We start from the raw sequence: 19,716 nt of genomic DNA on the forward strand, positions 1-19,716 counted from the left end.
ATAGCAATGATGAAAAAGAGATATAATATAATTTGGAAAAGCCTAGCACTTCTGGGCGTGGCCGCAGCTATTTTGATAGGTTGTGAACGTGAAATTTCAGACGATGCTGTAGAAGCGTTGTTCTCAGATAATCCAGACGTTTTTATTGACGAATTCAGTTCTGGATTGGACTATTTCCCATTTGGAGGTTCTAAACTAGATGCCTTTACGGTAGATACCGAAACAGTTTTTGAAGGGTCTGCAGCGATGCGATTTGATGTGCCTAATGTTGGAGATCCAGATGGGGCTTTCGCAGGTGCCATTTTCAGAGATTTGAATGGAGGACGCAACTTGACTAAGTACGATGCGTTGACTTTTTACGCAAAAGCTACTACGGCTGGTACCATAAATGAAATTGGATTTGGTCAAGACTTTGGAGATGCTAAATATTTAGTAACTCGACAAAACTTGAGATTGACTACTAATTGGAAGAAATATATTATTCCTATTCCAGACCCTTCTGTACTTACTCAAGAATCTGGATTGTTGTGGTATGCAGAAGGTCCTGAAGATGGTGATGGTTATACCTTTTGGCTGGACACGGTTCAGTTTGAAAGACTTGGGACCGTAGCTCAACCTAGAGCGGCAATCTTTAATGGTGAAGATGTGAATCAACAAACATTTATAGGTGCGTCGGTCAGCGTTACTGGTATTACTCAAACATTTAATACTGCAAATGGTCAGGACGTCACAGTTATTCCTGCTCCAGCTTATTTTCAATATACATCCTCAAATCCATCAGTAGCAACGGTTGATGAAAGTGGAGTAATCAATGTAACTGGAACTGGAACGACACTGATTACTGCGACCATTTTAGGAGAAGAAGCCGCTGGATCACTAACATTAGAATCGTTAGGTGAATTTGAACAGGCACCTACACCAGATCGTGATCCTGCAAATGTCATTTCTATTTTTAGTGATGCCTATAACAATGTACCTGTAGATTATTACAACGGGTTCTTTAATGGAGACGGACAAACAACCCTTGGTGGTGCACCACCTATCAATATCAATGGACAAGAAGTAATCAATTATACAAACTTAAACTTTGTGGGTATCGGTGCTTTTATGGATGTTTCTCCCATTGATGCATCCCAAATGACGCATATTCACGTCGACATTAACGTGCAGGAAGCTATTCAAGCTGGTGATCAATTGACACTGCAATTGTTGAATGGAGTTCAAACCGCTAATGAAACTTCTGGAAGAAAAGTCATCAGCGGTGCAGATTTAAGAACTAATGAATGGGTAGGCTTTGATATACCGCTAGGAGAATTTACAGGTCTAGGCGTTAGAGATGCGATCGGTTTACTATTCTTCATCTCAAATAATGCAGCAAACGTTCCTACAATATCAAATATTTATGTGGACAATATTTATTTCTATAAGGATGTGGTACAGCCATCAGGAAATGTGAACGACGCTGCTGCAACCCAAGTCGCACTACCCATAGGATTTGAATCTCCAACGCTCAATTACGATTTGACAGGATTTGAAGGTGCAGTGCCTGAAAGAGCCGCTAATCCTATGCCGTCAGGAATCAACCCTACTGCAAATGTGGTACAGTCCTTAAAAAGTAATAACGCAGCATTCTTTGCGGGTAACATTTTAGAATTGGATGCTCCTATAGATTTTTCCAGTTCCCAAAAATTCAGGATGAAGGTCTTATCTCCTAAATCAGGAATTCCCATAAGAATACAACTGGAAGATGCCGCTAATACTGATGGGGCAAGAAAATTCCTGGATGCGACTACCACTACATCAAATGAATGGGAAGAATTGGAATGGGATTTCAGTGGACTTAATCCTGGATCAAACTTGGTGCGAGTTGTAGTATTCTTTGAATTTGTTCCAGGTCGCAATGGTGATGGCAGTACCTACTATTTTGATGATATAAAAATTTTAAATTAAGACTACCGCTATGAGAAAGATAAGAAACGATAGACCTCTTCATTTTTGGGGCTTGTTCACGATGGCCTTAATAGTTATGACAACAGTAAGCTGTGAGAATGATGAAAAGCAGACGGTGACCACTTTGAATAAATTAGTCCTTGCAGAGGAGTTTGATGTGGACGGTGCGCCAGATCCTAACTTATGGAGTTACGATCTAGGCGATGGTACGGCACGTGGACTGGTAGGTTGGGGAAACAATGAACTCCAATTTTACACCGACCGACCAGAAAACATCGTGGTGGAAGATGGCATGTTAAAGATCACTGCGATAAGAGAAAACTTTCAGGGATCTCAATACACGTCAGCTAGAATTCTGACTAAAAATAAATTCCAAAAGAAATATGGGCGCTTTGAAGCCAGAATGAAGCTGCCCTACAGCCAGGGAATCTGGCCGGCATTCTGGATGCTGGGCGACGATCAAAATGGTACATTGGTCTGGCCACAATTGGGCGAGATCGACATTATGGAGTATCGCGGTCAGAATCCTACTGAAGTTTTAGGAAGCGTTCACGGACCAGGATATTCTGGTGGCAATGCGCAATCAAAATCCTACATGCTTACCAATGATAGGTTTGATACAGATTTCCACATTTTTGGAATAGAATGGGGACCTAACTACATCAACTATTATGTGGATGATGTGCTTTACAATCAAATCACACCAGACGATGTCGATGGCGAGTGGGTTTTTAACAACAATGAATTTTATATGTTGATCAATCTTGCTGTAGGCGGCTCCTTTGTAGGCGCACCCAATGAAAACACCGTGCTTCCGCAAACTCTATTTGTGGATTACGTGAGGGTTTACGAGTAAGAAATAATTCTAGTTCATGAGATTTTGAGGGAATACGCTTTCGCGAAAGCGTAACATTTCCATATTCCATGTGCTTCATACAGACCAATTAAACAAGTAAGAAAGTAGAATCTGACCAAAGAAATGACCGATAACAAAACCTATCTAGGAGAACAAAAAGCCACTTTCCCTAACCACGAAGTGAAGGGAGAACTGGTAGATTTCCAAGGCGAAACCTATTATAAGATAAGTAACCACGACGCGATGCGCCCATTTTTCATGAGCATCGTTAGCGATTCCAACCACTGGATGTTCATCTCCAGTAATGGCGGGCTTACAGCAGGTCGCAAGAATAGTGACTCAGCATTGTTTCCCTATTATACGGACGATAAGATTACAGAGTCCTTTGATATTACGGGAAGCAAAACCATCATAAGAGTGCATACCAGCGATCGCGACCAGCTTTGGGAGCCGTTCTCCAATAGGTACACGGGTATTTATGCCATCACCCGAAATCTTTATAAAAATGTTTACGGGAACAAACTCATTTTTGAAGAGATCAATGAAGACTTACAATTAACCTATCGATATCACTGGAATTCAAGTGATCAATATGGCTTTGTCAAGAGATCGCAATTGATCAATGATGGAGATCAAAAAGTGAATCTAACCTTACTAGATGGATTGCAGAATATCTTGCCGGCGACCGTTGGTGAAGACCTTCAAAAAGCATCCAGCAACTTAGTAGATGCCTATAAAAGAACAGAATTAAAGGAAGACACTGGCATAGGCATCATTGCGTTAAGTGCTGTAATCGTCGATAAGGCAGAGCCTAGCGAGGCACTCAAGGCAAACATTGCGTGGTCACTAGGTCTTGAAAACCCTACGTACCTTATTTCATCATTGCAATTGGATCCATTTAGAAAGGGTCACCAAGTAACTCCAGAAACAGATGTCAAGGCAGAAAAAGGCGCCTATTTTACGGTTTCAGAAATGACCATCGCGGCAGGAGACAAAAAGGAATGGTATTACCTAGCTGATGTCAATCAGAACATCGTTACCATCAACGAAATTTCTGCACAGATCAAAGGTGATAAAGACTTGATTCAAAAGATCAACGATGATATCGAATTGGGATCCCAAAAATTAAATGTGCTGGTAGCAGCATCTGATGGATTGCAATGCACCGCAGATCCTTTGACTAACAATCGTCATTTTTCAAATACCATGTTCAACATCATGCGTGGTGGTATTTTTGACGATAATTATACTGTTGAAAAGGAAGATTTTTTAGAGTACCTACAAGCGGCCAACGCTCAGGTTTTCAAAGAAGCGCAACCATGGTTGGAACACCTTTCATCAGATTTCAATCAGCAGGAGCTTATTGAGGTTGCAAATGCTCACGATAATCCAGATTTCAAACGTCTGGCGATAGAATATCTGCCACTTAAATTTAGCCGTAGACATGGCGACCCTAGTCGTCCTTGGAACAAATTCTCCATCAATACGCGCAGCGAGGTAGATGGTTCAAAGATTCTAGATTACGAAGGAAACTGGCGCGACATTTTTCAAAACTGGGAAGCCCTAGCACATTCCTACCCTGAATTTATTGAAGGGATGATCCACAAATTTTTAAACGCCACAACGCTCGATGGGTACAATCCTTACAGAGTCACAAAAGGCGGTTTTGACTGGGAAGTCATTGAAGAAGATGATCCATGGTCGTACATAGGATATTGGGGTGACCACCAGATTATTTATTTGCTCAAATTCTTGGAGTTTATTAAATCCTATTATCCAGAGAAGCTAGAAGGTTTCCTTAATGAGGATATTTTTGTGTACGCTAACGTTCCATATAAAATCAAGAGCTATGCAGATATCAAAAAGAACCCTAAGGATACTATAGACTTTGGTTACGACCTCCAGGAAACCATAGAGGAACGACGCAACCATCTAGGCGCTGATGGCGCCTTGCTCAAGAATCAATCTGGTGATATCTATCGTGTCAACTTATTGGAAAAACTATTGGTAACCACACTGGCCAAAGTTTCCAATTTCATCCCAGAAGGTGGTATCTGGTTAAACACACAACGACCTGAATGGAACGATGCTAACAATGCCCTAGTTGGAAATGGTGTTTCCATGGTGACTTTGTATTACCTAAGAAGATTCCTGAATTACTTCAAGGAATTCATTACAGATTCAGGCTTTGAAGATTCTTCAATATCTGTTGAGTTGTATGAGTTTTTCAATGCTGTTCACAAGACCTTGAGTGATCATAAAGACGTCATCAGTGGTTCCATAGATGATCACCAGCGTCGTTTGATACTGGATGGTGTGGCACAACCGGCTAGTGATTATAGATCAAAAATTTACAGCCAGAATTTCTCTGGAGATAAAAATAGCGTCTCAAAAAAGGACCTGTTGGATTTTGCCACTGTTTCCTTGGAGTTTCTGGATCATAGTATAGATGCCAACTTGCGTCAAGATGGAATGTATCATGCATACAATCTTATGACCATTGAGGACAATGGGGACATCAGTATTTCCTATTTATCTGAAATGCTGGAAGGCCAAGTGGCTGTTTTAAGTTCTGGTTACCTTAACCCAACTCAGGCATTATCGGTTATGGATGGCCTCAAGTCCAGCGCCCTCTTTAGAGAAGACCAATACAGTTACATTTTATATCCCAACAAGCAGTTGCCTGGTTTTGAGGAGAAGAATATCATCCCAAAAGATCATGTGCAACAGTCACAGCTACTGCAGCAATTATTGAAGGATGGCAATCAAAAAGTGGTCGTACAGGACAACCATGGCGATTACCACTTCAATGCTAATTTCAACAATGCCAATAGTTTAAAGGCAGCCTTGAAACAACTTCCACCATCTGTTTACGGCAGCTTGATTGAAAAGGAACAACAGCAATTGGAAAAAACCTTTGAAGCAGTATTCAACCACAAAGCCTTTACCGGTAGATCAGGTACGTTCTTCGGCTATGAAGGTTTGGGTTCTATCTACTGGCACATGGTTTCAAAACTATTACTGGCCGTTCAGGAGTGCTGTCTTGATGCTATCAGCAACGGCGCGAGTGATGAAATTGTAGGTAAAATGTTGGATCACTATTACGAGATCCAGGCGGGAATAGGCTCACATAAATCGCCTAAACTTTATGGCGCAGTACCTACAGACCCTTATTCGCACACACCTGCAACAAAGGGTGCTCAACAACCAGGTATGACCGGTCAGGTGAAAGAAGATATCTTGAGCCGTTTTGGCGAATTGGGATTGGTTGTGGAAAACGGCATCTTGAATTTCAAGCCTAGTTTATTGCGCAAGCAGGAATTTTTGAAATCGGCGCATGATTTTGAATATATAGATCTGCACAAGAATAAACAAACCATTGAGATCAAATCAGGATCGCTGGCATTCACCTATTGTCAGGTGCCGGTAGTGTACACTTTGAACGATAAGAAATACGTAACAGTTACCTTCAAGGATGGGAAAACAAAGCAGTTTGATGACTTGAAACTGGACCTTGCTACAAGCCATCAATTGTTCAAACGCACTGATGAGATCGACCATATAGAGGTATTTATTGATAAATAAAAAGGGATTGTGAATGAGTTCGCTTTCGCGAAAGCGAAATAAAAAATCATCTACACAACCATTGAGGTATGAGAACAAGAATCACATCAATGATCGCAATGCTGTTGCTGCTCGCAATGGGTTGTAAGGATGTGGCTCCAATTCAAATACCAGTAACAGAAGAGAAGTCAATGACAGCAAGTGATATCCTATCAAATCCAGAATACCTAGCGATTTCCTATGGTGGCTATCGCGATACCACGCGTACCATACAGCCCACCATACCGCAGCTTAAGGATGATTTGAAAATTCTATCTGCTATGGGCGTTAGAATTTTACGCACTTATAATATGCAGTTGCCGCATGCCACAAATGTGGTTAAGGCCATCGCACAACTCAAGCAGGAACAACCTGGTTTTGAAATGTATGTGATGCTGGGAGCATGGATTGACTGTAAGAATGCCTGGACGGATAAGGCACCTGACCATAATGTAGAGAGTGAGCTTAATGCTGCCGAAATAGATCGGGCTGTAGCGCTAGCTAAGGAATATCCAGAAATCATCAAGGTCATTGCGGTAGGTAATGAAGCCATGGTCAAATGGGCTACCAGTTATTATGTGCAGCCAGCGGTCATTCTTAAATGGGTCAATCACTTGCAAAATCTCAAAGCCACAGGAGAATTACCTAAGGATTTATGGATCACCAGTTCAGATAATTTTGCGTCTTGGGGCGGCGGCGAGGACCTATATCATGTACCAGAATTAGAGGAGCTTATTAAGGCTGTGGATTATGTTTCCATGCATACCTATCCCATGCACGATACTCATTACAATCCCGTTTTTTGGGGAGTTTCTCCTAAAAATATGCTGTTGTCCAAAAAGCAAAAAGTGGAAAATGCGATGATCAGGTCGGTCAATTATGCCAAGGATCAATATAACCGTGTTCAGGCATACATGACATCGCTAGACGTTGATAAGCCCATACATATAGGTGAAACAGGTTGGGCGACCTATGCCAACGATCTTTATGGTGATGAAGGTTCCCACGCGGCAGATCAGTACAAGTCGGGTCGTTATTATCACTTGATGAGAGAATGGACGACATCAAACAATATTTCCTGTTTTTATTTTGAGGCTTTTGATGAACAATGGAAGGATGCTGGAAATCCTCAAGGGTCAGAGAATCATTTTGGTCTCTTCAATATTGATGGTGAGGCAAAATATGCGATGTGGAATCTGGTGGATGAAGGAACGTTTGAAGGATTAACCAGAAATGGTCATGCGATTACCAAAAGTTTTGACGGTGACGAGAAAAAATTATTGGGCCACGTTAAACTGCCGCCAGTGAGACTAAATTTTAAAGGCTATGAATAAATGGATACACAGCTCAAAAGGAATATGGTCAGCCATTTTTATATTGATATTGATGAGTTGTAAGGACACCAAGGAACCAGTTATTGCTTTGAATGTGGAGATCTACGAGACCTCTGCAGCTGGAAACCATCTTGCTAAAGTAGAAGCATCGCAGGATTCTAAGAGCGACCGTATCATTACTATTAATGACCAAAAAACGTTTCAAACCATTACTGGATTTGGCGGCGCTTTTACTGAATCTTCGGCCTATTTACTCAATCGATTGAGTAAAAAAAATCGGGACACGATTATCGATGCCTACTTCTCTCGAGAAGGAGCCAATTACTCGCTAACGCGCACGCACATGAACAGTTGCGATTTTTCTTTGGATCAATATTCATACTCACCGGTAGAGGATGATATGGAATTGGAACACTTTACGATTGAAGAAGATCGTGATGACTTAATTCCCATGATCAAGGACGCCATGGCAGCCTCACAAGATGGATTCAAAATATTTGCCTCACCATGGACCGCAGCGCCATGGATGAAAGATAACAACGCATGGTTAGGCGGCAGTTTATTGCCTAAATACTACGACACATGGGCTCTTTTCTTCTCAAAATACATCGATGCCTACGAGGCAGAAGGTATTCCCATCTGGGGATTTACGGTAGAGAATGAACCACATGGCAATGGGAACAACTGGGAAAGCATGCATTTCACACCTAAGGAAATGACAGAGTTTGTTCAGTTTCACTTGGGACCTAAACTTGAAGCCGATGGTTATGGTGATAAGATCATCCTAGGATACGATCAGAATAGAGCTGGATTGAGAGAATGGGTAGATGTGATGTATGAAAATGAAGAAACCTCCAAATATTTTGACGGTACGGCAATCCACTGGTATGAAAGTACTTATGAAGTTTTTCCAGAAGAATTACAATATGCGCATAACAAGGCACCAGAAAAGTATTTGATTGAAACAGAAGGTTGTGTGGATTCTGAAATCCCGCACTGGAAAGATGACGCATGGTACTGGTCCAAGGAAGCCACGGATTGGGGTTGGGATTGGGCCAGTGAAGACCAACAATATTTGCATCCCAAATATGCGCCCGTTAACCGCTATGCGAGCGACATTATAGGTTGTCTCAACAACTGGGTAGATGGATGGGTAGACTGGAACATGGTGCTCGATAGACAAGGTGGTCCCAACTGGTTTGAGAACTGGTGCGTAGCACCTGTTATTGTAGATCCAGATGCAGATGAGGTCTATTTCACGCCTCTATATTACACCATGGCTCATTTCAGCAAATTTATCAGGCCAGGTGCGCAAATGATAGAGGTAGAAAACACAGATAAGGATCTTGTCGCCACGGCAGCCAAGAATCCTGACGGAAGTATTGCATTTGTCATTTTCAATGAAGGAATGGAGCAGAAGGATTATGCATTACGCTTTCGCGAAAGCGAGATCAACATCAAGCTAGGCCCACAAAGTTTACAAACCGTGATCCTTCCAAACAACTAACTTAAACCATCACATTATGTCCACTGCAAAAAACAAAGTTCATTTCGGTCAGAAGGTAGCCTTTGGTTTAGGGATGCTGGCCAATCAAATGTTTCCAGCTGCGCTGGGAATATTCATGGTAGTATTGGTTCAAAACTTGGGTTTCCCTACCTGGATGTGGGGAATCTTGTTCTTTTTACCACGGGTTTTTGATTCCATTACAGATCCCATTATGGGATTCATTTCTGATAATACAAGGTCGGTCTGGGGTAGACGTAGGCAGTATGTTTTTATTGGTGCCATAGTAATGGGAATTTCCTTCTCCATGATGTGGCAGTTGTATGAAGTGGATAGCTTGAGTTATAATTTCACCTATTTCCTGCTATGGTCGCTGGTCTTTTATTTGGGTCTGACGGTTTTTAGTGTTCCTTATGTGGCGATGGGTTATGAGATGAGTGATGATTTTCACGAGCGTACTGATATCATGGCAGTCGCTCAATGGATAGGGCAATGGGCTTGGGTGATTGCACCATGGTTTTGGGTGATCATGTACGATCCAGACTGGTTTGAAAATGCGGCGGTCGCAACACGTACCATAGCTATATGGGTGGCTGTGATTTGTGCGATTTTGGCAATGATTCCTGCATTTTTTGTAGACAGTAAATCCACTAAAGATGATGATAGCCTGGCGCCATTAACGCTTAAAACAGTTGGTGGTAGTTTAAAGGAAATTGTGGAGAATTTTAAAGAGGCCTTTAAAATTGACGACTTTAAAAGGTTGTGTTATGCTACATTTCTGATATTCAACGCTTTTAACACGGTAGCTGGTTTTTCCTTCTTTATAGTCGTCTACTATTTGTTTGCAGGTGATGCCGCAGCTGCTGGAATATGGCCTACGCTTTTGGGGAGTATAGGTGCGTTAGTAACGACATTCTTGGTAATTCCGATAGTAGCAAGAATGTCCAAAAAACTAGGTAAGAAGAAAGCCTTTTTAGTATCTCAGGGAATTTCCATTTTAGGTTATATCATGCTATGGTTCTTGTTTGTGCCTGGTAAGCCTTATCTATTCTTGTTTGCACTACCATTTTTCTCTTTTGGTATAGGTAGTTTGTTCACACTAATGATGTCAATGACCTCTGATGTTATTGATGTGGACGAGCTCAACACTGGAAAGCGTCGAGAAGGCGTTTTTGGAGCTATTTATTGGTGGATGGTAAAATTTGGATTTGCAATCGCAGGTTTATTAACTGGAGCCATCATGACTTTAGTAGGCTTTGTTCCTGATGCTGAAAACACAGAAGCATCCGTTACAGGAATTAGATTGTTCTATTCAGGTCTGCCTATTGCTGGAACATTAGGTGCCATGTGGATCATGCGTAAGTATGAATTAACTGAGCAGAAATCTCATGTCATTAGTGCAGAACTTGCCAAACGAAGAATGAGAAAAGCTATTAGACCTACATCATCCTTCTATGCACTTAACAAGCTCAAATCATTAATTGCCGTTAATAGCGAGGCAAATTATCCAACAGATGTGGAGTCTGGATTATCTCATGATGACTTGGCAGCTCGATTTCATCAAACCTTAAATGCCGGAGTTCACGGTTTGTGTTTTAGTCCTTATCTGGAAGGACAGAATATAGGTGACCAACTCACAGGAACCCAAATTGATGGTAGGATGGAAGTTATTCAGCCTTATACAAAATGGGTGAGATCATTCTCGTGTACTGATGGTAATGAACTCATTCCGGTTTCTGCAAGATCCAAAGGAATCAAAAGTATCGCCGGAGCCTGGATCAGTAATGATAGAGATCGGAATGAACTGGAGATCGCTGGTTTGTTGAAACAAGCCAAAAGCGGTATGGTTGATATTGCTGTTGTAGGTAATGAGGTGTTATTGAGAGAAGACTTATCTGTAACTGAACTTATTGAATATATCAAACGTGTCAAGGCAGAGTTGCCTAATTTAAAAGTTGGATACGTAGATGCTTATTATCAATTTGTTGAGAATCCACAACTCATTGAAGAAGTTGATGTCATACTGGCCAACTGTTATCCATTCTGGGAAGGTTGTCACATCGACAAATCCACAGCTTATCTGGATGGGATGTATAGTGCGGTTTTTGAAGTTTCCAAAGGGAAACAAGTCATCGTTTCAGAAACAGGATGGCCTAATCAAGGAAAGGAAAATCAAGACGCAGTTCCTTCTAAGGAAAATGCGATGAGATATTTTATCAACGTCAATAACTGGTCTTCACAAAAAAATGTAGAAACCTTCTACTTCTCATCCTTTGACGAATCATGGAAAGCGCGTCAAGAAGGAGAAGTAGGTGCACGTTGGGGAATTTGGGATAAAAACGAAAACTTAAAATATTGACATGTCATTTAGAGAAGAACAATTCGTAAAAGGGAACAGTAAGAACTTTACGGAAACCACAGGAATCAATGTAGATTCTTTTAATGAAGAGAGTCTAAAACAGCTATGGCGTGATACGTTAAATCGAGGTATGCATGGGATTTGCTTTAGTATGTATGAAGATGGTCAAGAACCAGGAGATCATATCACCAGAGAGCAGGTAGAACGACGCATTAAAATCCTTAAGCCACATGTCAAATGGATCAGATCGTTTTCTTGTATAGAAGGAAACGAGTACGTATCACAGATTGCCCATGAACAAGGTTTGAAAACGCTCGTTGGTGCATGGCTCAGTGATGATTTAGAAAAGAACGAGCAGGAGATCGAGGCACTTATCGATTTAGGCAAAAATGGTCATATCGATATTGCAGCGGTAGGAAATGAGGTGTTATATCGCAACGACCTCACTTTGCAACAACTGTTGGATTATATGAAACGAGTAAAAGATGCGCTACCAAATATTCCAGTAGGTTATGTGGACGCATACTATGAGTTTGTAGTACATCCAGAATTGGTTCAAAACTCAGATGTCATACTGACCAACTGCTATCCGTTCTGGGAAGGCACTCCTGTTGAATACTCTTTGGGACACATGAATAACATGTACCACCAGGGAACTTCTGTTTGTGAGGGAAAACCTGTTATCGTAACCGAAACCGGATGGCCTAGCCGAGGTGAAAGTCTAAAAGGAGCTCATCCGTCTGAGGTTAATGCGATGAAATATTTTATCGATACGCAACGCTGGTCTGACGAAAACAACATTGATGTATTTTATTTCTCCTCATTTGATGAATCCTGGAAAAAAGGTGATGAAGGTGAAGTAGGTGCTTACTGGGGACTTTGGGATAAGCATGAGAACTTAAAGTTCTAGTCACAAAAAACCTCAAAAGTACTATATACTCAAACGATTTAGTAAAGGTCTTTGTCTATCAAATTGTTAATGAACAATACAACATTACTACATCATCAGGTGATAATATCGATGAGCTTGTAGCTAGATAACCTTATAAACCAACGTATTAGCTGATTTCCCTTATGTTTTGGAAAAATTATGACTGTATGTTTTTTGTAGCATTGTGAATTACTTAATTTAATGACTTAAAATTTATATTTAAAACAATTAAACTCTAATAATCTAAAAGAACAACAAATGAAAAAAATTACTTTATTATTAAGCTTATTGATTACTTCAGTAGGTTTTTCACAAGAAGTGTTGCAAGATTTTGAAAGCGGAGGTCCTAGAGATCCTTTTGGAGGTGCATCATTCTCACTAGTAGCTGATCCTGACACTGGAGGTTCTAGAGGCCAAGTTGCATTACTAACAGCTTCCGCTTCTGGAGAATTTTTTCAAGGGATTAACATAGACCTTACTAAAAATGTTGAATTAACATCCAATAAAACAATGACGATGGATGTTTTTTCCAATTCTCCAATCACTATTGCGCCTAAAGTGGTATCAGGAATTGATGGAGCACCAGATTCAACAACCTCAGCAACTCACACAGGTAGTGGTTGGGAAACGCTATCCTTTACATACGATAAAGGATACGATAATACGACTACGGCAAATGGAGTGTATAGAGTTTTGGTAATTTATTACTTATGGAAAGCAGATAATACTGGATTCATCAATCCAGCAATTGATAGAGTTTTTTACGTAGATAATATTTCTGGTATTGGTGTGGAGCCAGTTGCTGATCCAGTTCCTACGGTTGCAGCGCCAACGCCTCCCAACAGGCCAGCGGCAGATGTCATTTCTTTGTATAGTAATCAGTATGATAATACTACGGTAGAAACTTGGAACGCAGCTTTTGATGATTCAACATCTGAAGATATTCTTATTGAAGGGAATGATACTAAAAAGATTTCTTTTACTAATTTCCTAGGTGCAGAGTTTTTGAATAATCGAATTGACGCTTCTGGAATGACAAAATTTCACATTGATTTTTGGACAGGCAATTCTAATTTAGACGGTAAGGTATTCAATACTAAATTTTCTCAGTGGGGAACAACAAACGGCGAAGTTTCTGCCATGGAGCTTAATTTGGAAAGTGTGCCGTTATCTGGAGGAAGACCTGCTATTGCGACTGGAAGTTGGGTTTCTGTAGATGTTGATATAACGACACCTCCCTTTTCTAATAACTTGACAAGAGATGGATTTGCTCAATTGATTTTCTCATCAAATTTAGGCGTTGTTTATATTGATAATGTTTATTTCCACAAAGGAACTACTGCAAGTGTAGATCAAGTAGACGGAACTTTCTTTAAAGTATATCCTAATCCATCCCAAGATGTTTGGAACATTGAATCTGTTGCATCTGCAATTAGTTCTATTGCTGTTTACGACATTACTGGTAAGCTGGTTAAGGAGCAAAAAGAATCATCTCTTTCTGCGACGATTGATGGATCTGCCCTTTCGCAAGGTTTATATATTGCAAAAATTTCTTCTGTTGACGGAGAGGTTCGCAGTATTAAGTTATCGAAAAACTAAGCAATAAGATTTATTGATAAAAGGCTGCCTGAAAAGGCAGCTTTTTTTATGAAGCATTTTTACGTTTCTTGAGTATAAAGTTTGAAAGAAACTAGCATCAAATGGATCAATACTTATGATAATCTTATGGTGTTTTCGCTTTCGCGAAAGCGAAATACCCCAGGATCATTTCACATCCATTGGTCTGACCACAATTCCAAAGCTTTAGAAAGCTGTGATTCGTTTTTACAATTCAAAATCTAGATCTTTGTGATTCTCGGTAGATCCTGAACGTTCACCTACAGCCATTACAATTAGTCAAGCCAAAAACCTTATGAGTTTCAAATATTATTTAAATAGAATAGTGATGCTGATTTTATTGGTCCCCATCTATTCTTGTCACACATCAATGAACCAAAGTCTTACCCCAAAAGTAGAAGAAGAAAAAAATATGCCTGTAAACGAGTTAGACAGAAAAGTAGATTCTGTTTTGAATATGATGACCCTAAAGGAAAAAATAGGTCAAATGAACCAATACTCTGGATTTAGGGATTTTACAGGTCCGGTTTCTAAAACGAACGATGCTGCAAGTAAAACGCAGGACATACGTGATGGACTGGTGGGTTCCATGCTTAATGTGAGAGGCGTCGAGAATGTACGAGCGGTTCAAAAAATAGCGGTGGAAGAAACACGTTTGGGTATTCCATTGATTTTCGGCTTTGATGTGATTCACGGTTACCAGACCATGGCGCCCATACCGCTGGCCGAGGCTGCGAGTTGGGACCTAGAGGCTATCCAGAATTCTTCACGACTGGCAGCCAAAGAAGCTGCCGCAGCAGGATTGAACTGGACGTTTGCACCTATGGTGGACATTTCAAGAGATGCCCGTTGGGGTCGTGTGATGGAAGGCGCAGGCGAGGATCCTTATCTAGGTAGTAGGATTGCTACCGCTCGAGTCAATGGTTTTCAAGGAAACGAGTTATCTGACCGATTTACCATCGCGGCCTGTGCAAAGCATTTTTCGGCCTACGGTTTTTCAGAAGCAGGACGTGAATATAACACCGTAGATATTGGTAATTCTACGCTATACAATGTGGTGTTGCCACCATTCAAAGCGGCAGTAGATGCAGGCGCTCGTACATTTATGAGCAGCTTCAATGATTTGAACGGTATTCCAGCATCAGCTAACGAATTCTTGTTTAGGGATATTCTCAAAAATCAATGGGGTTTTGAAGGTTTTGTAGTCTCTGACTGGGCTTCCATCAAAGAAATGATCAATCACCATTATGCTCCAGATGATGAGGCTGCTGCCAGACTTTCAGTCAATGCCGGTATTGATATGGACATGGAATCCTATGTATATATGAACCACTTGGAACAACTCGTTGGAGAAGGAAAAGTACCTGTAACAATCATTGACGATGCGGTCAAACGCATCCTCAAGGTCAAGTTTGAATTGGGCCTTTTTGACGATCCCTACAAATATTGCGATGAGGTTATTGAGAAGCAAGTGATCAATAGTGAAGAAATGAAAGCTGGTGCACTCGACATGGCGCTCAAATCCATCGTTTTATTAAAGAACGAGAATGAAATGCTACCCTTAAAACGCGGACGTAAAATTGCCGTGCTGGGCGATCTCGCGATAGATAAAAACAGCGTGCTGGGCAACTGGAGAATAGGAGCCATAGACGACACTGCCATTAGTCTAAAAGAAGGCATTGCAAATTATACTGAGAACACAGTCGTATTTGAACGCGGTCCTGTATTTGTGGACCAAAAAGCAGAATTCACCCAAGAGTTAATTTACAATAAGACCGATACTACAGGAACCGCTGCCGCCCTAAAAGCTGCCGAAAATGCAGATGTGGTCATCGTCATGCTGGGAGAACACGGGCTTCAAAGTGGTGAGGCGCGCAGTAGAACAGATCTAGGATTACCAGGTTTACAGCAGGAATTTTTGGAACAAATTCACGCGGTGAATCCCAATATCGTTTTAGTTCTTACTAATGGTCGTCCGTTGGCGCTGCCATGGGCAAAGAAAAACATTCCGGCTATCGTAGAGGCCTGGCAGTTGGGATCCCAAAGCGGTCACGCCATCGCACAGGTTTTGCACGGTGATTACAATCCGTCAGGTAAGTTGCCCATGACCTTTCCCGTTGATGTAGGACAGGTTCCTATTTACTATAACCATAAGAATACCGGTCGTCCCGACGGTTATAATGAGGGAACGGTTTTTTACTCGCATTATCAAGACGCTCCTAATGAACCCTTGTGGCCGTTTGGGTTTGGACTTAGTTATACGACTTTTAAGTATGATGATGTACAGGTAGATAATAATTACAGCCAAAATCAAAAAGTTGTTGTCACGGCTCAGATCTCCAACACAGGAGATGTTGCTGGAACTGAAATTGTTCAGCTATATATTCAGGATGAGTTTGCGACCACTATCAGACCTGTCAAAGAGTTGAAGGGCTTTGAGAAAGTAACCCTGCAGCCAGGTGAATCAAGGCAAGTCTCTTTTGAATTGACCAGAGATCAATTAGGTTTTTTCAATAATCAAGGTGATTGGATACTGGAAAATGGCGCGTTTAAGGTCTGGATAGGCGGTTCGTCACAAGCGAAGTTAATGGCAAGATTCACATTGGAGCAATAGGTGGTGAGCAATATGATTGTTGATGGGTTCGCTTTCCTGTCTGCCGACAGGCAGGCGCGAAAGCGAACTTTTTCTCCATCTAGTCAAAAATGCGATTGGGATTGAGAATGCCTTTAGGATCCATGGCAAGTTTCAACGTTTTCATAAGCTGAATTTCCTGAGCTGTGCGACTTATTTTGAGATAGGCTTTTTTGTCAATTCCTATTCCATGCTCTGCACTTACAGATCCGCCTATGGCTTCAATTCCACCGTAGATAACATCATTGATTTTCAGTCTCAAGGCATCACTCTGGTTTTCCTTCCCAATCATGAAATGGATATTTCCATCTGCCACGTGGCCAAAGGCATAAATCTGTTCAATACCTTTGATGTGCTCTAGTCGATCATAGCAGGACTGTATGTAGCTGCCTATAAGCGCTACCGGCATGCTGATATCAAAATGTTGATCATGCGTCATAAAGTCGGTCAGATTATTGACATCTTCTCTAATCCTAAAAAACCAATCCACATCGCTAGGCGATTGCGCCATCACTGCGTCCAGAGCCATTTCATTAATAATGGCATTTTCCAACATTTCTTGAAATTCTGCTTGATCGGTTTTTGGCTGGCTTCCTAGTGTTTCTACTAGGATGTAGAACTCATAATCATAGGGCAATGGCGGCCGCACCGCTTCACCGGTTGCCGTCATTTGCTCATAGGTGTTTTTCCAGATGAGCTCAAAACCGCTTAGTTTACCGGCCAGTCCTTGGTCAAAATATTTAAGTAATGTGACCACAGATTCATAATCATTGACGGCAAGGTACGCGGCGTTTCTACTGCTGGGTGCTTCCTGCAGACGCAATACCGCTCGAGTAACGATCCCTAAAGTTCCTTCAGATCCTATAAAAAGCTGTTTGAGATCATAACCAGAGTTATCCTTTATGATCTTTTTCATGGAATTGATGATGGTGCCATCTGCCATGACAGCTTCAATTCCTAAAACCAATTGACGGGTCATACCATATTTGAGAACGCGTAAACCACCAGCGTTGGAAGAAATAATACCACCTATCTGTGCACTGCCTCGTGCCCCAAAATTGAGCGGAAATAACAGTCCTTTATTCTCAACAGATTGATGTAGATGTTCCAGAATCACTCCAGATTGTACCGTCGCGGTGCGACTACTTTCATCAATTTCTTCAATGGCATTCATGCGCTCCAGAGAGATGACGACCTCATGTCCCTTAGTTTCTGTGCCACCTACAAGATTTGTCAAGCCACCATGAACAACGATAGGTTGATCGTGTTGATGACATATCTTCAAAATTTGGCTCACTTCTTCAGTGGACTCTGGTAACAAGAGACACTTCGCTTCTAGCGACTCATTCATGCGCCATATGTGGCTATAGCGTTCTTTTAAAGAATCGCCCATCAATAGCCTGGCCTGCGGCAAAAGATCTTTAAGTTGTTTTATGATTCCATCCATAATTGTCCGCGATGTGGTTTAAGATCGTCTCGCACTTGTGGCATATCAGGTTCCTTGACCGCTACAAAACATAAGTGATGCATTGGTGTGACTTCCTCAACACCAGTAGCTAGAGTGTCTACCTCATTGCGCTCTATATATTCTTTGAGGTGTATTAAATGATGTCTCGCGGTTTGTGCAGCATCGGGACCTTTAAAATCCCAGATCAGTTTGAGGTTTCTCATGGGTTAAAAGTACTAAACAGTGCGTATTAAAGAGGCGTTAAACAACATAGTATTCACAATGTCACTCTGGTTTTGCTTGTATCTTGGAGCCATGGAAAAAATATTAGTAGCAGGTGCAACAGGTACCACAGGAAATATAATAGTAAATCTATTGCAGGAATCTCAATACTTTGAGCCTATTGCGATGATACGCAAAGAGGAACAAAGAGAGCAATTTGAGAGCAAGAACATCAAGACCGTCATGGCAGATTTAGAAAAGGATGTCGCTCATGCCGTAGAAGGTATGGACAAAGTCATTTTTGCAGCTGGTTCTGGTGGTAAAAAAGTGGTGGAAGTAGATCAAGAAGGCGCCAAAAAACTGATCGACGCGTCTCAAAAACACAACATTAAAAAGTTTGTGATGCTCAGCTCGAGAGGTGCAGACGCTCCATCCAATGCAGAAGATCTTCAAGATTATTTATGGGCAAAACACAATGCCGATGAGCATTTGAAAAAGTCCAATCTTAATTATGCTATCGTGCGACCAGGAACGTTAAACAACAATGACGCGACAGACCATATCGTGCTCACCGACAAACTAGAGAAAAAGGGAGAAATACCGCGTGCAGATGTAGCACAAGTCTTGAGTCGTGTATTGCACGATGATGTGGCAAACCATTCGACGTTCGAGATTTTAGAAGGTGATACCTTGATAGGTAAAGCACTGGAACAAAAATCTGAGTCGTAATCCAAAATGAATATTGATAAAAAGCGAGCTCTAGGCTCGCTTTTTTTATAGCTGACTGACAGAGGTGCCGTTTTCGGCAAAATCCTTGAAATCCTGCATGAATTGGAACGTTTGCTTTTCAAAAAGCTCAGGTTTTGCGGCGGCTACCAGCCGCATCATTCCGGTGAATTTAAAAATACTGGTAGCTTCCCAGACGGTTTGAACTTGGATGCCGTGCTCTGTTTTTATTTCGCTTTCGCGAAAGCGATTACTCTGATAATTCACGACCCCTTTTGTGCGATAGGTGGCTTCCCACTGGCGAGGCAGGTCTCGTTTCGTAATTTCTTCGGTCATGGTAACCGTTCCCAACAGCGTTTTGATCTTGAGCTTGCGTTTGCTGCCTTTCATGCCTATTTGGGGCGTCAAGTTTTCAAAACCTATGAGTCCGCGTTGCCAGTGCTTGAAGTTGTCTTGATTGAGAAATAACTCCATGAGTTTTTCCAATGGCTGGTCGATTGTGATACGGTACTCGTTTTGCATAGTTCTTAAGTAC

General features: G+C 41.4%; 13 protein-coding genes. 10 read left to right on the forward strand and 3 right to left on the reverse strand.

Annotated elements, in window-relative coordinates; all coding sequences use genetic code 11:
* Nucleotides 1–6 precede the first annotated feature (6 nt).
* From AAU57_RS06295 to bglX, 9 genes are all read left to right on the forward strand, one after another.
* Nucleotides 7–1,950: a glycosyl hydrolase family 16 gene (locus AAU57_RS06295; protein WP_197275393.1), complete on the forward strand. Its 1,944-nt coding sequence runs from the start codon at nt 7–9 to the stop codon at nt 1,948–1,950.
* Between the two features lie 10 nt (nt 1,951–1,960).
* Entirely contained in the window at nt 1,961–2,806 is an 846-nt protein-coding gene (locus AAU57_RS06300) for a family 16 glycosylhydrolase (RefSeq protein WP_055412107.1), read from the forward strand.
* A gap of 123 nt (nt 2,807–2,929) precedes the next feature.
* The gene (locus tag AAU57_RS06305; RefSeq protein ID WP_055412108.1) at nt 2,930–6,391 is read left to right on the forward strand and encodes a hypothetical protein; all 3,462 of its coding nucleotides are present in this window, start codon (nt 2,930–2,932) and stop codon (nt 6,389–6,391) included.
* Between the two features lie 68 nt (nt 6,392–6,459).
* Complete coding sequence (locus tag AAU57_RS06310; protein ID WP_055412109.1) at nt 6,460–7,743, forward strand: glycosyl hydrolase family 17 protein; 1,284 nt, start codon at nt 6,460–6,462, stop codon at nt 7,741–7,743.
* Nucleotides 7,736–9,250 carry a glycoside hydrolase family 30 protein gene (locus AAU57_RS06315; protein WP_082438559.1) on the forward strand — a complete coding sequence of 505 codons (1,515 nt, stop codon included), beginning with the start codon at nt 7,736–7,738 and terminating at the stop codon, nt 9,248–9,250. The genes AAU57_RS06310 and AAU57_RS06315 overlap by 8 nt, the downstream gene beginning before the upstream one ends.
* Before the next feature lie 16 nt (nt 9,251–9,266).
* Nucleotides 9,267–11,606: an MFS transporter gene (locus AAU57_RS06320; protein WP_055412110.1), complete on the forward strand. Its 2,340-nt coding sequence runs from the start codon at nt 9,267–9,269 to the stop codon at nt 11,604–11,606.
* Nucleotide 11,607: 1 nt separating this feature from the next.
* A complete protein-coding gene (locus AAU57_RS06325; RefSeq protein ID WP_055412111.1) occupies nt 11,608–12,516 on the forward strand; it encodes a glycosyl hydrolase family 17 protein in 909 nt (302 codons plus the stop codon).
* Between the two features lie 279 nt (nt 12,517–12,795).
* The gene (locus AAU57_RS06330; RefSeq protein ID WP_055412112.1) at nt 12,796–14,136 is read left to right on the forward strand and encodes a T9SS type A sorting domain-containing protein; all 1,341 of its coding nucleotides are present in this window, start codon (nt 12,796–12,798) and stop codon (nt 14,134–14,136) included.
* Between the two features lie 388 nt (nt 14,137–14,524).
* A complete protein-coding gene (bglX, locus tag AAU57_RS06335) occupies nt 14,525–16,768 on the forward strand; it encodes a beta-glucosidase BglX (RefSeq protein ID WP_156340017.1) in 2,244 nt (747 codons plus the stop codon).
* 79 nt (nt 16,769–16,847) lie between these two features.
* Here bglX and AAU57_RS06340 read toward each other — a convergent pair whose 3' ends face one another.
* On the reverse strand, nt 16,848–18,233 hold the full coding sequence (locus tag AAU57_RS06340; protein ID WP_055412114.1) for an FAD-binding oxidoreductase: 1,386 nt from the start codon (nt 18,231–18,233) through the stop codon (nt 16,848–16,850).
* Nucleotides 18,218–18,457 carry a hypothetical protein gene (locus tag AAU57_RS06345; RefSeq protein ID WP_055412115.1) on the reverse strand — a complete coding sequence of 80 codons (240 nt, stop codon included), beginning with the start codon at nt 18,455–18,457 and terminating at the stop codon, nt 18,218–18,220. The genes AAU57_RS06340 and AAU57_RS06345 overlap by 16 nt, the downstream gene beginning before the upstream one ends.
* A 91-nt stretch (nt 18,458–18,548) precedes the next feature.
* On the opposite strand from AAU57_RS06345, the gene AAU57_RS06350 reads away from it, so the two are divergent.
* Entirely contained in the window at nt 18,549–19,184 is a 636-nt protein-coding gene (locus AAU57_RS06350) for an SDR family oxidoreductase (RefSeq protein ID WP_055412116.1), read from the forward strand.
* 45 nt (nt 19,185–19,229) lie between these two features.
* Here the strand turns inward: AAU57_RS06350 and AAU57_RS06355 are convergent, their stop codons facing one another.
* Nucleotides 19,230–19,703, reverse strand: a complete 474-nt coding sequence (locus tag AAU57_RS06355) for an SRPBCC family protein (protein WP_231717778.1) — start codon at nt 19,701–19,703, stop codon at nt 19,230–19,232.
* Nucleotides 19,704–19,716 lie beyond the last annotated feature (13 nt).

It is taken from the genome of Nonlabens sp. YIK11 (assembly GCF_001413925.1).
Classification (GTDB): Bacteria; Bacteroidota; Bacteroidia; order Flavobacteriales; family Flavobacteriaceae; genus Nonlabens.

What these genes read in the sequence shown, in the direction of transcription:
- AAU57_RS06340 (WP_055412114.1), bottom strand. Translation starts at nt 18,233, where the DNA reads ATGGATGGAATCATAAAACAACTTAAAGATCTTTTGCCGCAGGCCAGG.
- bglX (WP_156340017.1), top strand. Translation starts at nt 14,525, where the DNA reads ATGAACCAAAGTCTTACCCCAAAAGTAGAAGAAGAAAAAAATATGCCT.
- AAU57_RS06320 (WP_055412110.1), top strand. Translation starts at nt 9,267, where the DNA reads ATGTCCACTGCAAAAAACAAAGTTCATTTCGGTCAGAAGGTAGCCTTT.
- AAU57_RS06345 (WP_055412115.1), bottom strand. Translation starts at nt 18,457, where the DNA reads ATGAGAAACCTCAAACTGATCTGGGATTTTAAAGGTCCCGATGCTGCA.
- AAU57_RS06305 (WP_055412108.1), top strand. Translation starts at nt 2,930, where the DNA reads ATGACCGATAACAAAACCTATCTAGGAGAACAAAAAGCCACTTTCCCT.
- AAU57_RS06350 (WP_055412116.1), top strand. Translation starts at nt 18,549, where the DNA reads ATGGAAAAAATATTAGTAGCAGGTGCAACAGGTACCACAGGAAATATA.
- AAU57_RS06355 (WP_231717778.1), bottom strand. Translation starts at nt 19,703, where the DNA reads ATGCAAAACGAGTACCGTATCACAATCGACCAGCCATTGGAAAAACTC.
- AAU57_RS06325 (WP_055412111.1), top strand. Translation starts at nt 11,608, where the DNA reads ATGTCATTTAGAGAAGAACAATTCGTAAAAGGGAACAGTAAGAACTTT.
- AAU57_RS06330 (WP_055412112.1), top strand. Translation starts at nt 12,796, where the DNA reads ATGAAAAAAATTACTTTATTATTAAGCTTATTGATTACTTCAGTAGGT.
- AAU57_RS06315 (WP_082438559.1), top strand. Translation starts at nt 7,736, where the DNA reads ATGAATAAATGGATACACAGCTCAAAAGGAATATGGTCAGCCATTTTT.
- AAU57_RS06310 (WP_055412109.1), top strand. Translation starts at nt 6,460, where the DNA reads ATGAGAACAAGAATCACATCAATGATCGCAATGCTGTTGCTGCTCGCA.
- AAU57_RS06300 (WP_055412107.1), top strand. Translation starts at nt 1,961, where the DNA reads ATGAGAAAGATAAGAAACGATAGACCTCTTCATTTTTGGGGCTTGTTC.
- AAU57_RS06295 (WP_197275393.1), top strand. Translation starts at nt 7, where the DNA reads ATGATGAAAAAGAGATATAATATAATTTGGAAAAGCCTAGCACTTCTG.